The following is a 16,408-nucleotide window of genomic DNA, read 5'->3' on the forward strand; positions in this document are numbered from 1 at the left end:
TTCTGTCACGACACCACTAGGAGAAGGCGAAGCTTAGTGCGATGGCCGCACAGGCCGCCCCGACAGCCGCGATCACGACGGGCGCGGCGGCGACGGCAATCGCGACGACCACAGCCACCACGACCACGACGGCGACCGCCGCCATCACGGTCTCGGCGTCCGGCGCGCCGATCTTGATCCCGTCGCTGGACGGCGGCTCCGGTGCCCGCGTGCTCGGCGATGGATTCGTCCTCACCCTGAAGTTCGGATTGTCGGTGGAGCCCGGCTCCGGGGTGGCCGCAGCGGTCGGGGTCGACGTCGCGGTCGGCGACGGCGACGCCGACTCCTTCTCATCGTCGTCCCAGGAATAGACCTGGATGCCCGCCGCCGTGCCGTCCTCGACGAGGGTCTCCTTCCCGTTCTGGGGATTGATGAAGGTCGTGTCCATCGCCTTTCCGAACTTCGGCCCCTTCTCGACCGTTTTCCCGTGCTCCGCATGTTTGGGCTCGTCGACCATGGCCTGGAGCTTGGTGACGTACTTGGTGAGCTGAGCCGGTCCGGCCGCCTCGGCACCACCGCCCTTGTGCTTCATCTCCCAGACGTAGATCGTGCCGGCGTCGCAATCCCAGCAGATCAGGTCGGCATAGCCGGCCTCCGTACTCTTCGGGGACTTCGACGAGCCCTCTCTGATGAAGTTGTCCTTCCGGCTGATCGTGATCTTCCGGGCCTTCGGCCACTTCTGCTTGATCTGCTTGACCCGCTCATCGATGGCCATGTCGTGCGGAACGCTGTACTTCCTCCACCAGTCCTTGCCGCCCCTGTCGTCGGCCGGCGGCGGGGTCGGCGAGGTGGTGCCCGGGCCACCCGCGTCGGTGATCAGCATCTCGCCGTCGGGGTCGCAGGACGAGATCGGGCTGTTGCTCGCGTACGAGTACCCGTGCATCTGCTGCGGGTTCGCGTTGTCGAGCAACGGGTCCACCGAAACGAAGCGCCCGGTCAGCGGGTCGTACTCGCGGGCGCCGAGGTGCACCAGCCCGGTCGGGTCCTGTTGCCCGCCGGCGTAACCGCGCTGGGTCGGCCACAGCGGCACCGCTCCGCGGCTGCCGCCGAACGGCGTCTGGAACCGCCGGGTCACCTTCTTGCCGTCCGCGCTGACGAGGATGTTGGCGGTGCCCTGATGGTCGTTGACCATCCACACCACGCCGGCCGCGGTACGCACGGCGACGACCTGGTCGGCCCACTTGTAGCTGCGGGTCTCGTTCAGCAGCCCGGTGATCTTGTTCAGCCGCACCTCGACGTCGCCGAGGTACACGGTGACCGCGTTGGTCTCCTTGCGCAGCAGGCGGGTGCCGCCCGCGTCGTACACGAACGAGGTGGTGTTCGCGCCGTCCACGATGCTGCCGAGGCGGCCTTCCGCGTCCCAGTTGAGCACCTGGTCGCCGGTGCCGGTCGGGCGGCGCTTGAGGTTGCCGATCTCGTCGTAGCCGTACGTGCCGGTCAGGGCCCCGTCGGTGCTGGCGAGCGCGTGCTTGCCCGGCACCGGGTGGTAGTTGGTGACGGCGTCGCCGGACGGTGTCGCATGGTCGGTCTGGGTCAGCCGGTTGCCGACGTCGTCGTAGGTCCACGACTGCCAGTACGGTGCCGGGCCGCCCAGCTTGTCATTCGCCCGCTTGGCCGGGTCGCAGTCGCCGTCGGCCGGCGTCCAGGCCTCGGTGAGGCGCTGGAGGTGGTCCTGGCTGAAGCACTGGTTGTCGGCCGCCTCGTTGCCCGAGAACGGGTCGGAGATGCTGGTGACGTTCCCGGCGCCGTCGTAGGTGTAGTGCGGCTGCGAGATGACGCCCTTGGCGGTGCTGCTGGTGACCGAGTGGTCCAGCCGCCCGGTCGTGGGGTCGTAGACGTAGTCCCGGTACGTCTCGGCGGTCTCGCGCTTGTCGGTGGTCAGCACGAATCCCGTCGGCTGGCCGATCCCGCTGTACGAGGTCGACTTCACGTAGGCGTTGGTGCCGGTGTAGTCGCTGTCGACGCTGTACGGCATGCCGGTGTCGGGGTGGTAGTTGTAGAAGATCGTCTCGGCCATGAGGTCGGCCCGGCCGCCGTACGTGTAGCCCGCCAGGCTGCCGTCGGTGGCGTCGTTGTACCCGACGATGAACGTGTAACTACCGGCCAGCGCACCCTCGGAGGCGGGGAGCGTTGTCGTCGTTCCGGTCGTCAGCCCGCGCGGGCTGTATCCCCGGACGGCGTTCTTGTACTCGTCGGTGCCGATCCAGCGGCTGCTCGATGCGACCGCGCCCTTGCCGCCCGGCGCGGTGTCGTAGGCCCAGGTGGCGCGCTTGGCGTTGGTGGCCTTGTCGAAGACGCCGGTCTTACGGCTGAGCATGTCGTAGGTGTATTTCAGCGCGGAGGCCGCGCCGCGCGCGTCGGTCGCCGTGGACATCCGGTCGACCGTGTCGTAGGTGTAGTTGACCTCACCCTTGTCCGGGTCCTTGGTGTAGACGAGCCGGCCGCGCAGGTCCCTCCGGTACTCCCACTTGTTGCCGTCCGGGTCGGTGACCTTGATCAGCTCGCCCTTGCGGTTGTACGCGTACGAGGTGGTCGTTCCGGCGCTGGACTCGGTGCCGGGCGCGTACTGGATCAGGTCCGTGGTGTGGCCGCTCGCGTCGTGGATCACGGTCGACGCCGTGCCACCCGTCGGCGGGGTGGTGGCCTCCCGGTCACCGCCGTAGTACTTCGACGTCCGCCACTTCTCGACACCGCGCGGCTGGAAGACGGTGGCCGCGACCCGGCCCGCGGCGTCGTAGTCCGTCCGGGACTGCGGGTACACCAGGTCCGCCGCCAGGCTGCTCAGCCGGCCGTCCGGCCTGGCGCCGTTGACCACCGGGCCGAGCTCGAGCACCTTGCGGCCGGCCGAGTCGTAACGCGTCTCCGTGACGATCCGGGAGCCGGCCGTCGGCGAGTCACTCTGCTTTTCCCGCTGGCGCAGCAGCGAGTCGAAGATGGTGTAGGACGTGGTGTACTTCCCCACCGCGTTGAGGCTCATCGACTTGGTCGACACCACGCCGTCGTTGCGCATGACGTAGCTGAAGACCGCGTTCGCGCCGGCCGAGCGGCTCCGGCCCGGCTTCCAGACCTCGGCCGTACGCCCCAGAGCGTCGTACTTGACGTCCGTGCGGTTGCTGTTCATATCGACCGTCGCGGTCGTCACGCCCCACGCCGGATCGATCTCCGCGCTGGTGGTGTAGACCTTCGAGTCGGCGACCAGCGTGGTGGTCACGCTGTTGACGCCGCCGCCGGAGACAGTGCCGAAGGTCATCGTCTTCTTGGCGCCGGCCAGGTCCCACGTCTGGTCGGCACGGCCGTACGCGTCGTAGTGCGCCCGCTGCTGCGCCAGGTAGGTCTGGCTGGTGGTGGACCAAGTCGCCAGCGTCTCCACCCGGGTGGGGTTGCCGGGGCCGGTCGGCGCCGCGCCCGCGGTCAGCGAGTTGTCGTAGAAGTTGCGGGTGATGCCCTTGACGTCGTCGGCGCTCTTGGGCGCGGTGCCGCACGGGCGGGCGTACGTCTCGACCTTGGACGTCCGGTCCATGATCCAGGTCGTTTCGTTCCGCGCGTACGTGTTCTTGACACACGACTCGTCGCCCGCGACCGTGTCGGTGCCGACCACCGCCTCGTCGCCGGCGTCATCGACCTCGGTGAGCATGCCGTAGCCGTCGTACTTCATCGTCTTGGAGACGCGGCGCCAGGTCGAGCTATGTGGCAGCCAGGTGCGGGTCCGGGTAGCCGCGACGTTGATGTACCGGGCGTCGGTGACGATCTTGTTGATCGTCCGCGTGGCGGTCGGCTCGGACTGCCACGGCGTCGAGACCGTCGCCGCGATCAGCGTGTCGCCGCTGTAGCTGCGGTCCTCCCGGATCATGCCGGCGAACGCCTCCGAGTCGGCGATCGCCGGTGAGCGGTCGATCGCCGGGAGGGTCACCTCCCGCTTCGTGCCGTCGGCGAGCGTGTCGCCGTCCATGCCACGGAAGTAGCTGGTCTCCTTGCGGGTCTGCTCGCCCTCCTCGCCCCGCAGCACCCGGACGGCCCCGTAGCCGCGCCACTGGCCCCAGCTCAGGTTCGACTTCTTGACCAGGCCGTCGTCCTCGTCGCGGTGCCAGGCGGGCGTGCCGAGGTACTCGTACTTCACCTTGACCGGGGGCGAGCCGCCGGTGAGGTCGGTCTCGGTGACCGCCCTGACCACGTACTTGTGGAAGTAGTCCAGCTTCGGAGCGGGGAAGCCGTCCGGCTGCCATTTCACCGGGTAGCAGCGCAGGGTGTTGCTGTCCGGGTCGGTCGGCACCTTGACCCCCGCGACGCACTCGGGGTCCTGGTAGAAGATCGAGGTCAGGCCGCCCGTCTCGCTCTTGACCGAGGTGAGGCGCAGCCATGCGTACGCGGAGATGTTGTCGCCGGTCCGGTCGACCCGGTTCTCCATCCGGGTGCCGGTCAGGACGGTTTCCGGCAGGCGGATCGTGCCGTCGGCCAGGCCGGTGTGCGTGATGCCGGCCAGCCACATGCCGGCGTGCAGGCCGTCGGCCGGCTCGGGCCAGGTGGCCCGCAGCGCCCACTCGTCGACCTTGCGGTACGCGGACCCGCCCCACACCTGCGTGGTGACCTTCGCCAGCCGCTTCATGGACCAGAAGGTGGGCGCGAAGTTGTCCTTGCAGTCCGTGCCCTCCTTGCAGCCCTTGTCGAGCGGCGTGTCGAGCCAGTTCTTCCAGTTCTCCTTGACGGTGGCGTCGCAGTCGGTGGTCGTCGAGCACCGGTTACCGGGCTCGAAGATCACCTGGGCGGGCGCGGTACCGAAGATGTTGTCGGCCCGGGTGCCGTAGTCGATCCGGGACAGCATGCCGCCGCGGGTGTACTTGGTGCGCTTGGTCGCGTCGTTGTTGCGGCCGTAGTAGTTCGTCTCGGGGTCGTACCAGTACGAGGTGGTGTTCCCGTTGGTGTCGACCACGTAGTCGAGGTTCCAGCGCCAGGCCTCGTCGCAGAACGAGTCGACGAACTCGGCGTTGTAGCAGGTCTCACCGGGGTTGTTGCCGGCGACCGGGGTGGTCCAGACGGACTTGGTCTCCTGCTTGTTCGCGCTCCAGCCCGGCAGGCGGTTACGGCCGAAGACATACTGGACGCCGTCGGCGGTGATCGCCTTCCAGTACTCGTTGTTGTCGTCGCCGTTGGCGAACGACGCGTCGGTCAGCCGCTCGATCTTGGTGCCGTCGTCCTTCTTCGGGTGCCACCGCTTGTCGCTGTTGTTGTAGAGCAGCTCGACATTGGACCCGTCGAGCGACAGCACGATGTTCTCCGCGCCGCCCGACTGGCAGAGGTCGCCGGTCTTCTTCTTGTTGGTGGCCTCGTCGCTCATGTCGTCCATGCAGGCTTTGAATCGGCGCTCCACGTAGCCCGGCGAGTAACTGAAGCCCTCGCCCAGCATCGACGGCTGGTTGTTGGTCGCCGAGGTACGCCCGTCGACCGACTGCGAGGAGTAGCCGAAGGCCACCTTCGGCGCCGCGCCGCCGAGCGCGGGCGGCGTCCGGAGCGGGTAGTTCCAGTTGAAGTCGCCGGTGCTGCCGCCCGCCTCCCAGGTGGAGGACGGCGCGATCGGCGTGGCGGAGTAGTCACCGGCGGCGCTCGACTCGCCTGCGCTCAGGGCCATCAGCGTGCTCGCGCCCGACAGCGACGCGGTGGCGGTGACGACGCCGGCCTCCGTGTCGTTCCTGCTCGGCACCCGGACGCCGGCGCACTGCGGCGCGTCCGGCGTGGTCAGCGCGCACTCGGGCAGGGCGAGCACGCGCAGCCGCGCGGCCCAGTCGCCGCCGTACGCGTTGCGGAACTTGCGGTAGTCGATCCGCAGCGGCAGCTTCGCCGGCGCGGCCGTGCGGGCGGCGCCGGCGGCGGTCAGGGCCGGGCGGCCCACGCGGACGAGCACGCCCGCCACGCCGGCCCGGTCGGAGGCCACGCGGTCGAGGAACTCGACCCGCATCTTCTCCGGCGCGGCGGATCCCGCGAGCCCGACCTGCATGGGCAGGCTGCCCGCGCGGGTGAGCGATCCGGACACGTCCAGCTCGGTCGCGCCGACCGGCCACTCGGCGTTCGGCACGGCACCGCGCAACATCGGTGCGCCCGGCACGTCGACCTTCTTGACCGGCACCCGGGTCATCGGCACCGAGGGCAGCTTCCGCCCGTCCGGATGCACGTAGCCGGGGTCCGCATACGCGGGCGCGTGGATGCCGAGGCAGAGCAGCAGGGCGATCGGCAGGGCACGCGCGATGACATTTCGGGCAGGGGTGAGCCTCATGAGTGTCTCCGGTCGTGAGCATGGGGCAGACAAGGCTGGGGACACCCGGCCCGGCCGATGGGAAGGCCGGACCGGGCGGATCGATCAGGAGCGGCTGATCACGATGGCCTCGTTGTCACGCAGGGTCTTCTCGTGGTCGGCGACCGAGAGGCCGTAGGTGCCGTCCGGACCCTCGACACCGGCAACGCCCTCGCCGCCCCACGGGCTGGCGTCGAGGGCGGCGCTGATGCCGCTGTAGTTGAAGGTGATCGTGCCGTCCGCGGAGAGCAGCGCCTCGAAGGAGAACCGCGGGCCCGGCGTGGGCAGCAGGTCGAGGACGACGTCCCGCCATTCGAGGACCACCTGCTGGTCGGCTCCGGTACCGATGACGCTGGTCCACATCGAGGAGTTCTCGTCCAGCTCGATCGGAGCGCCGAACGGCGCGATCAGGTTGTTCGGTTCGCTGTCGTGCGGGATCGACGTGCATTTGTTGAAGTGCGCCGGTTTCTCGGCGTAGAGCGTGCCGTACGCGTCGAACCACAGCGAGGAGCGCTGCGTGCCGTACAGGTTGAACTGGAACGGCAGCGACAGGGTCTGCGCGTTGTCCGGGTCGATCGGGACCGGGGTGGTTGCGGGCACGAACGGCGTGTTCGGACGCACCTCGCAGTGGTAGCCGTAGGCGTCCTTCTTCGTGCCGGTCACGAAGTCGCGCACGTCGTTCCACTCGACGTGGACGTTGGTGGCGCTCGCCACGTCGCCGCAGCGGCGCTCCTCGACCACGTAGATCTCGTGCTCGCCGGTGGGCAACCCGGTCAGCGAATATCGCCCGTCGGCGTCGGTGACGGTACCGGCGACGCGGTAGTCGCCGGCCTCGACGATCGCGCCCGCCACCGGTGAGCCGTCCGCCCCGCGGACCGTGCCGGACAGCGTCCAGTTCTCTGCGCCCGGCGGATGGAAGATCACCATCTCGCCGTCGTTGACCGAGAACTCGTCGTAGGAGAACTCGTAGCCGGCCGTTCCGTCGGCGTTCTCGATGCCGATCGCCGCCCAGGCGCCGCCCGTCGCGGTGTAGTCGATGTCGTCGTAGTTGACGCTGACCGTCCCGTGCTCGCCTAGCAGCACCTCCAGCGAGATGCGATCGGCGGACAGGCCGTAGATGTAGACGTTGCGCCACTCGACCACGAACTGCCGGTTCGGTGCCTTGCCGATGGTGGTGGTGCGCACGCTCGCCGCGGCGTCGACCACCAGGTCGGTCCACAACCCGGCGATCATGTTGTTCGGCGCGGCCGGGTCGGGCAACCCGGTCCGGATGCGGTTCGACTTGCCCGGATCGCTGAAGTAGAGCAGGCCGTTGGTGTCCACCCAGGTCGTGTTGTAGGTCGTCCCGTAGTACGTGAACGGGAACGGCATCGCCACGCTCTTGTACGCGTCGTCGCCGGTGAGCGGCACCACCGTGGTATCCGCCCGGACGAACGGCCGGTCGGACTGCCGGGTGCAGCGGTACCCACCCCCGTCGACCTGCGCCTGCAACTGAAGGTCGGTGGTGGCGTCGGTGTCGACGAACGCGTCGGCCAGGGCGATGTCGCCGCAGTGCTTCTCCCACGTGGCGTACACCTGGTAGTCGCCGGTCTCCAGGTCGGTGAATTCGTATCGGCCCGTCGAGTCCGCCTGGTCGGAGATGCCGAGCGGCTCGATGTAGACCGAGTTGTACTCGCTCGGCGTGCCGTCCGCCTCGGTCACCTGGCCGGAGAGCGTCCACGAGCCGAGCGGTTGCGGGTTCTGCGGCGAGTGGAAGGTGATCGCCTGGCCGTTCTGCACCAGCGGCTCCTCCGACTGGTACTGCAGGCCGACCCGCCCGCCCGGGCTCTCGATGCCGACCGTCGCCTCGGCCGCCGCGATCCGGTCCGCCGGCAGGTTGAGGTAGTTGTAGGTGATCGTCTGGTCCTCGCCGAGGATCATCTCGAACGAGAACTTCGTCTTGGCGGAGTCGTACTCGCGGTGGAAGTCGTGCCACTCGATGACGAACTTGCGCTCGGGCGCGGTGCCGATCAGCGCGGTGCGCAGGCTGCCGGTGTCGGCGGCCGGCACCAGGTCCTGCCAGAGCGCCGCCGCCAGCGCGTTTCCGCCGTGCGCGTCCGGCAGGGTCGTCGAGTTGCTGGTATCCGACCAGTAGGCCTTCTTGAACGAGGCGACACCGGTCATGGCGACCCACACCGACGAGGTCTCCCGGCCGTAGAAGCCGACCGGGAACGGCAGCGCGAGCTCCCTGGTCACCCAGTTGTTGTCGAGGTCGATCTCGGTGGTGCCGGGGATGAACGGCGTGGACTTGGTGGTGCAGGTGTATCCGTACGCGTCGCTCTGCGGACCGAGCGCGAGATTCACCGAGGTGTCGCCCTCGGGCAGGTCCAGCTCGGTGCTCCCGAACAGGGCGCAGCGGGTGGTCCCGCTGGCCGCGGAGACCTCGTAGACGCCAGCAGTGATCCCGGTGATGTTGTATCCGCCGGAGCTGTTGGTGGTCGCCGTCCGCCCGCCGGGCTGCAGGGTGACCGTGACGCCCGCCAGCGGTGCGGTGGTGTCGCCGTCGATGACGACGCCGGAGATGCTGGTGGCACGGTGCGGCCGCAGATCCCAGCGGCCGGCGTCGCTCTGCGCCCCGGCGGTGGTGCCGTCGTCGTAGTAGGCGAACGCGCCGACGTAGGCCACGTCGGTGTCGGTGAGCGTGACCGAGACGGTGACGGGTGTGCCGTTGGCGTTGGCGTTGACCCAGCGAACGTCCGCGATGCTGGTGTAGTACTTGTACTTCTTGACGTTGGTGTCGCCGCCCGAGCCCAGGGTGAGGGTGAACGGGGTGCCGACGGTCACGTCCTGGCTGGCGGTGCTGACCAGCGGCGGCGCCGGGTAGAACATCGCCTTGGCGTCGCCGGCGACCACGGCCCGGTTCCACACCCGGACGTCGTCGACCAGGCCGGCCCAGTACGCGGTGGCGGCGCTGTTGAGGCGCCCGCGCCCGACGGCGACGGCGCCGGTGGCGTTCCACATGGCGACCGGAACCGCGGTCGTGGTGATCAGCTTGCCGTTGACGTAGAGCTTGATGGTGTTGCCGACGGAGTCGTACGCGCCGAGCAGATGGGTCCACACGTTGAGCGCGGCGCCGGCGGGCGCGGCGGCGGCCGTCACGGTCGGCGCGGCGACGTCCCGCTGGTTGACCGAGAACCGCCAGCAGTCGCAGCCGACCGCGTACTCCAGGTTGTACGCGCTCGCGGCCGAGCCGTCCTGGCTGACCACCGTGCGGTTGACCGACTTGGTGCTCAGCCGCACCCAGGCCGAGACGGTGAAGCTCTGGTCGGTGCGGACCGCGACGTTGGCGGTGTCGGCCGCGTCGCGCCCGGTCAGCGGCCCGCCGGTCGCGGCGAACCCGTTGGTCCCGTTGAGGCTCAGCGCCTTGCCGACGCCGCCGCGGCCGGCGACCCAGGTCGCACCGGCGGACAGCGTCGCGGTGTCCGGGTGCGCGGTGTACGTGTCGGCGGTGGTGGTGCCGGTGCCCTCGTCGAGCTTGAAGAACGCGGCCGGTGACGAGCCCGCGCCGACACCGAACTCGAAGGTGAAGTAGTCCGTGTCGGTGCCGCCGCTGCCCTTGCTCAGGTTGCCGGCCTTGTCGACGCTCCAGACCCGCAGCACGTTCACGCCCTGCTTGACCGGGTAGACGAGGACCTGCCCGACCCCGTTGGCGTCGGCGCCGACCGACTTGCACGACGTCGAACTGGTGGTGTCCGCGATCGTGTAGCAGTAGTGGTCGAAGTCGGTGCGCACCGCGGGCGGACTGAACGTGAACAGGTCCGGCTGACCGAGCCCGCCGTGCGGGTTGATGTCGGAGTAGACGGTCGCGGACACCCCGGTCGGCTTCGGCGGCGCCGTGGCGTCCACGGTGAACGGGCACTTCGCGGACAGCTGCGAGTCGTCGATCTCGTCGTGGGCGCGCGCCTGCAGGTAGTAGTCGCCGTCGGCGAGACTCTGCGTGGTGTTCCCCTGCGCGATGCCCGGATCGCCGAGATCGTTGCGCTCCACCATCCGGCCGCTGCTGAGCCCGGCCGAGGTCGGTGACCAGTACAGCCGGCCGCGCAACGGCTGGCCGCTGTCCGGGTCGGAGACCCGCGCCTTCAGCAGCGGGGTACGGGTGCGCACCCACAGCTTCGCGCCGTTGTTGCACTTCTTGCCGTCGACCGCCATGTCGTCGGGCGCGTTCGGGTACGAGTTGTAGGTGATCGACAGGCTCGCGGTGCCCTTGTCGAACCGCTTCCAGGACTTGGTGTCGCCCTCGTCCTTGGCGCGCAGGCCGAGCGTGGTCACCGACTCACCCTTCTGGGCGCGCCGCTGCACGTAGCCGGTCGCGTCGAACTCGACCGGCCCGACCGGGCACTTGCTGCTGTTGAAGAACTTCAGCGACTTGTTCGAGCCCTGCGCGCTGAGCCAGCCGCTCTTGTCCTTGTTCCAGGACGTGTTCCAGGTCGTGTTCTGGTCGGTCTCCTTGGTGCCCCACAGCTGGGTGACCCGATCGGTGGTGTCGCCGCAGTACGACGACGACCAGGTCTGCTTGATGCTGAAGACGGCCTTCTTGACGTGCTTGCTCTTGACCTTGGTGGTGTTGAACTCGAAGAAGGTGCGCACCACGAAGCCGCCGTCGTCCGGCGACTTGCCGACCTTGATCTCTCCGGCGTACGAGTTCGAGCTCGACGGGAGCCCGGTGTTGTAGAACGGGCTGGAGGCGTGCGACGCCACGGTCGACCAGTGGTTGAGCGTGCCGCCGGTGAGCTGCCACACCGGGTCGATCATCACCGGGTACCGGGTGTCCTTGCCGCGCAGCAGCTTGACGTCCGGCACGACGGACAGCCGGCCGTCGCCGACCTCGATGCCGACCGGCGCCTGCCTCGGCTCCACCTCTTCGACCGTCGGCTCGCCCTCGCCCGTCGGCGCGCCGTCCGCGGCGTGCCCCGTCGGCTTCGGCTTCGCGCCCTGTGTCCGCGAGTCCCACATCATCGCGGTGCCGCGCAGGGCGACGGCGCCGTTCGAGTCGACCGCGTTGACGATGCCCTTCCCCTTGGCCGAGGAGCGGGTCGACAGGCCGGGCGAGGACATCGTGAAGTCGACCCGGTCCAGCGCGGGATTCGCCGCAGCCTCCCGGTTCTTGATCACCAGCATGTGGGTGAAGCCGTCGACGCCGGCCTCGACCCGCAGGTCGACGCCGGGCAGCACCTCCGGGTACACGGCCGCGGATCCGTTGATCACCGGCTGCGGCAGCTTCTTCGCCCAGCCCAGCGTGATCTTCTTGGCCGCCGGCCCGAACGCGGCGAACTGCTTGTCGCCGCCGCCGGAGAAGCGCATCGGCGCCACCGCGGCCTTCGGCGAGAGCGAACCGTCGGCGTTGCGCTGCAACGTGGCGTCCGCGGCGACCCAGCCCTTGCCCCGCTTCACCCGTACCGGCACCAGGCTCGACTCCAGCGTGAAGGAGCCGTTGGCGTTGGCGTACAGGGTGCTCGTCTCGGTGCGCTCGCTCGGCACCTCGACCCGCTTGTTGGTCCGCTGGGCGGTCGCCGACGCGGCGGCCGCGGGGTCCGTGGGCGGCGCTGCCACCCCGGCCCGGTCGAAAGGTCCGATCAGGACCGTCGACGCCCCGGTGACCGCGGCGACGAACATTGCGACGTGACGAAAAATGGCAGCATGTGACAGCACCAGGACCCCCCGTTGATCGTTGGCGCGCTCACAATAAACGATCAGCGAGGGACTGGATAGCCCGTCGTCAATTCAGAAGCGCTCGACGGTTCCACTGTCGAGCTTCGCCCTGCTAGAGGCCGGCGGGCCGGTCGAAGATCCCGTCCGGTCCCGGCAGGTAGTCGTGGACCGCCACGACCGCGGACGCCGGTATCGGCTCGTAGACATGCGGGAAGAGCATGCCGCCCGGATCCGGCGGATCGCCCTGCTCCCAGACGACCGGCCGGCCCAGCCGCCGCTCGTCGATCTCCAGCAGCACGATGTCGGTGCGGCCCCGGGCCAGCGCCGTCGCCGGGATCGCCACCTGCGCCGGCGTCGAGCAGTGGATGAAGCCCTGGCTCGCCAACGAATCGGCCCGGTAGACGCCGGCAGCCTTCGCCGCCTCCCACTCGGCGCGGGGGCAGAAGTGCAGGATCATCCCTTCTCCAGGTACTCGGCGCGTTCCTCGTCGACCAGGGCCGTCACCGACGCCAGCAGCGCCGGGTGCTTCGCCAGGGTCGGGTCCTCGCTCACCAGCTCGGACGCCTCGGCGCGGGCGTCGGTGATCAGCTTGCTGTCCCGCAGCAGCGACAGCAGCCGCAGGTGGCTGTTGCGGCCGGACTGCAGCGCGCCGAGCACATCGCCCTCGCGGCGCTGCTCCAGGTCGAGCTCCGCCAGGCGGAAGCCGTCCGTCGTGGACGCCACCGCGTCCAGGCGCTCCCGGGCCGGGGTGCCCTCCGCCGCCTCGGTCACCAGCAGGCAGATGCCCGGCGCCGAGCCCCGGCCCACCCGCCCGCGCAGCTGATGCAGCTGGGAGACGCCGAAGCGGTCCGCGTCCATAATGATCATGACGGTGGAGTTGGGCACGTCGACGCCGACCTCGATGACCGTGGTCGCGACCAGCACGTCGAGCTCGCTCGCCGCGAAGCGCCGCATCACCGCGTCCTTCTCGTCCGCGGGCAGCCTGCCGTGCAGGATGCCGATCCGCAGCCCGTGCAGCGGACCCTCGGACAGGATCGGCGCGACCTCCATCACCGCCAGCGGCGGGCGGCGGGCCGGCTCGTTGTCGCCCGGCGGCTGCTCGTCCTCCTCCGCCTCGGTCGCGCCGATCCGCGGGCACACCACGTATGCCTGGTGGCCGGCCTTGACCTCCTCGCGCACCCGCTGCCAGGCCCGCTCCAGGAAGGCCGGGCGCTCCGGGGGCACCACGTGCGACGCGATCGGCGAACGGCCGCGCGGCAGCTGCGACAGCGTGGACGTCTCCAGGTCGCCGTACACGGTCATCGCGACCGTGCGCGGGATCGGCGTGGCGGTCATGACCAGCACGTGCGGCGGCTGGGCCGCCTTGGCGCGCAGGGCGTCGCGCTGCTCGACGCCGAACCGGTGCTGCTCGTCGACCACCACCAGGGCGAGGTCGTGGAAGTCGACGCCCTCGTACAGCAGGGCGTGCGTGCCGACGACGATGCCGGCGCTGCCGTCCGCGACCTTGGCCAGCGCGGCCCGGCGGGCCGCCGCGCCGAGCGAGCCGGTGACCAGGGTCAGCTGCGTGCCGTCGGGGTCGCCGTCCAGCTCGCCGGCCCGGCCCAGCGCGCCCAGCTGCGCCCCGATGCTGCGGTGATGCTGGGTGGCGAGCACCTCGGTCGGCGCCAGCAGCGCGGCCTGACCGCCCGCGTCGACGACCTGGAGCATCGCGCGGACCGCGACGAGCGTCTTGCCCGAGCCGACCTCGCCCTGCAGCAGCCGGTGCATCGGGTGCGCCTGCGCCAGGTCCGCGGCGATCTCCTCGCCGACCTGCGCCTGCCCCTCGGTCAGCTCGTAGGGCAGCGTCGCGTCGAAGGCCGCGAGCAGCCCGGCCTCGCTGCGCGGCCGGGCCTTGCCGGGCAGCGCGGACGCCCGGGCCTTGCGCTGCACCAGCGTCAGCTGTACGGCGAAGGCCTCGTCCCACTTCAGCCTGTACTTGGCGAGATGCAGGTCCTTGTCGGAGCTGGGCCGGTGGATCTCACGCAGGGCCTTGCCGATCCCGATGAGGTTGCGGCTCGCGCGGACCGTGCCCGGCAACGGGTCCTCGGGCGGCTGGAAGTTCTCCAGCACCTCACGCACGTACCGCGCGATGGTCCACGTCGGCACCGCGGCCGCGGCCGGGTAGACCGGGATCAGCGCGCCGGCGAACTCCTCGATCTCCTCCGCGGCCTCGTCCTGCGTCGCGTCGGCCTTGAGCAGCTGGTACGCCGGGCCGTTGAGCTGGCGCTTGCCGCGGAAGTCGGTGACCTTGCCGGCGAACAGGCCCCACCGGCCGGTGCGCAGCTCCCGCTCGCGCCACGCCTGGTTGAAGAAGGTGCAGGTCAGCGTCGCCCCGCTGCCGTCGCCGATGGTGATCTCGAGCATGTTGCCGCGGCGCTGGCGCATCGGCCGTACCGTCGCGCTCTTCACCTGGGCGAGCAGGGTGACCTGCTCGCCGACCTCGAGCTTGCGCATGTCGGTGTGCTCGCCGCGCTCGTCGTAGCGGCGCGGGAAGTGATAGATGAGGTCGCCCGCGGTGTGCAGGTCGAGGTGGGTGGCGAGCGCCTTGGCCTTGGCCGCGCCGAGCACCTTCTCCAGCGGGGTGTCGGTGGTTGCGGCGGTGGTCGTATCGGTCATTCCACTCCTACCAGCAGGTGGTAGCGGGGTTGGCCGCCCGCATAGAAGTGCAGCTCGACGAAGGGCCATTCGTGCGCGAGGTGGCCGCGCAGCCGCTCCTCGAGCCCGGCCGGCGCGTCGGCGCCGAGCACCAGGGTGGCCAGCTCGCCGCCGCCGCCGAGCATCCGATCGAGCAGCCGGCGGCAGACCTCCTCCAGGTCGGCGCCGATCACGTGCACCTCGCCGTCGACCAGGCCGAGCAGGTCGCCGGGCCGGCACCGGCCGGCCACGGTGAGCGCCTCCCGGCTCGCGGTGCAGACCTCGCCGTAGCGGCAGGCGCCGGCGGCCTCGGCCATCGCGATGACGTCGTCGTCGAAGGGGCGCTGCGCGTCACGGACGGCGAGCGCGGCGAGCGCCTGCACCGGCGAGCGGGTCGGCACCACGCTGACCCGCAGCCCGGTCGCGGCCGCCTCGCGGGCGGCGGCGCTCGCGACGGCGTGGGTGTTGGCGTCGTTGGGCAGCAGCACCACCCGGCCGGCGCCGGTCGCCGCGATGGCGGCGAGCATCTCGGCGATGGACGGGTTGCGCCCGACGACGACGGCGCCCTCGTCCGCGAAGAGCGAGGTGAGCCCGTCACCGGCCGCGACGACGACCGCCGCGCGGGCGCCGAGGTCGATCACCGGTGCCGCCGGGGCGCCCGGCTCGCCGTGACCGGCGCCGCCCGCCTGCTCGTGGCCGCCGTGCGGGTGCAGGCGGTCGACCAGCCGCGTGACGGAGATCCGGTGTGGACGGCCCGCGACGATGCCCGCCTCGACCGCGGCGCCGATGTCGTCGACGTGGATGTGCACGTTCCAGGTGGGCGGCGTGCCCTCGCCGGTGCCGACAACCACGAGCGAGTCGCCGAGCTTCTCGAGCGCGCCCCGCAGCACCTCGACCGCCTCCGGCTCCGCGTCGAGCAGGTACTGCACCTCGTAGCCGACGCCCTCCCAGACCACCGGCGACCCGCCCGCGGGCGGCACCAGGGCCTCGGCCGCGGCCGGGCCGGGACCGGCGACCGCGGCCGGCGGACGCGACGCGGTGGTGCTCAGGGCGTCCACCAGGGCCTCGAGGAGCAGGACCAGGCCGCGCCCGCCCGCGTCGACCACACCGGCCCGGGCCAGGATCGGCAGCTGCTGCGGGGTGCGGGCCAGCGCCTCCGCCGCCGCGCGGGCCGCGGCCCGCGCGACCGCGACCAGGTCGTCCGAGGAGATCCGGCCGGCGCCGTCCGCCGCGGCCGCCACCACCGAGAGCACCGTGCCCTCGACCGGCTTGGCCACCGCCGCGTACGCCGCCTCGCTGGCCCGGCGCAGGGCCCGGGCCAGCTCGCCGCCGCGCACCGCCACCGACGTCGCGAGGGCGTCGGCCATGCCGCGCAGGATCTGCGACACGATGACACCCGAGTTGCCGCGCGCGCCGAGCAGCGCGCCGCGCGCCATCTGGCGCATGGTCGCGCCGAGCGGCGTCTGCCCGGCCGGCTCGGCCTCGCCGGAGAGGGCGGTGGGCTGGTCCAGGGCCTGCTGGGCCGAGGTGAGGGTGAGCACCAGGTTGGTGCCGGTGTCGCCGTCGGGCACCGGGTAGACGTTCAACAGGTCGATCTCGTGCTGGTGCGCGCGCAGCGACGCCAGCCCGCCGCCGCACCAGCGGCGTATCGCGGCGGCGTCCAGGGAGTCCAGCACGCGAAAAGCGTACTAACCAGGGCCCCTGATTGCTGGATGCAGGGTTCGC

At 70.7% G+C, this 16,408-nt stretch carries 5 protein-coding genes; all 5 read right to left on the reverse strand.

Annotation, left to right across the window (positions count from 1 at the left end; translation table 11 throughout):
- Positions 1-16: 16 nt before the first annotated feature.
- The gene (locus ACIBSW_RS01810) at positions 17-6,304 is read right to left on the reverse strand and encodes an RHS repeat domain-containing protein (RefSeq protein ID WP_404799189.1); all 6,288 of its coding nucleotides are present in this window, start codon (positions 6,302-6,304) and stop codon (positions 17-19) included.
- 84 nt (positions 6,305-6,388) lie between these two features.
- Entirely contained in the window at positions 6,389-11,974 is a 5,586-nt protein-coding gene (locus tag ACIBSW_RS01815; RefSeq protein ID WP_354726126.1) for a carboxypeptidase regulatory-like domain-containing protein, read from the reverse strand.
- A gap of 148 nt (positions 11,975-12,122) precedes the next feature.
- Positions 12,123-12,467 (reverse strand): DUF952 domain-containing protein, encoded by a 345-nt coding sequence (locus ACIBSW_RS01820; RefSeq protein WP_354726124.1) that lies wholly within the window; start codon positions 12,465-12,467, stop codon positions 12,123-12,125.
- Positions 12,464-14,665: an ATP-dependent DNA helicase RecG gene (gene recG / locus ACIBSW_RS01825; protein WP_354726122.1), complete on the reverse strand. Its 2,202-nt coding sequence runs from the start codon at positions 14,663-14,665 to the stop codon at positions 12,464-12,466. Before recG ends, ACIBSW_RS01820 begins: the two co-directional genes overlap by 4 nt.
- The gene (locus ACIBSW_RS01830; RefSeq protein ID WP_354726120.1) at positions 14,662-16,359 is read right to left on the reverse strand and encodes a DAK2 domain-containing protein; all 1,698 of its coding nucleotides are present in this window, start codon (positions 16,357-16,359) and stop codon (positions 14,662-14,664) included. Before ACIBSW_RS01830 ends, recG begins: the two co-directional genes overlap by 4 nt.
- Positions 16,360-16,408 lie beyond the last annotated feature (49 nt).

The sequence above is a fragment of the Actinoplanes sp. NPDC049668 genome (assembly GCF_044465445.1).
GTDB lineage: Bacteria > Actinomycetota > Actinomycetes > Mycobacteriales > Micromonosporaceae > Actinoplanes.

What these genes read in the sequence shown, in the direction of transcription:
- ACIBSW_RS01810 (WP_404799189.1), bottom strand. Translation starts at nt 6,304, where the DNA reads ATGAGGCTCACCCCTGCCCGAAATGTCATCGCGCGTGCCCTGCCGATC.
- ACIBSW_RS01815 (WP_354726126.1), bottom strand. Translation starts at nt 11,974, where the DNA reads ATGTTCGTCGCCGCGGTCACCGGGGCGTCGACGGTCCTGATCGGACCT.
- ACIBSW_RS01820 (WP_354726124.1), bottom strand. Translation starts at nt 12,467, where the DNA reads ATGATCCTGCACTTCTGCCCCCGCGCCGAGTGGGAGGCGGCGAAGGCT.
- recG (WP_354726122.1), bottom strand. Translation starts at nt 14,665, where the DNA reads ATGACCGATACGACCACCGCCGCAACCACCGACACCCCGCTGGAGAAG.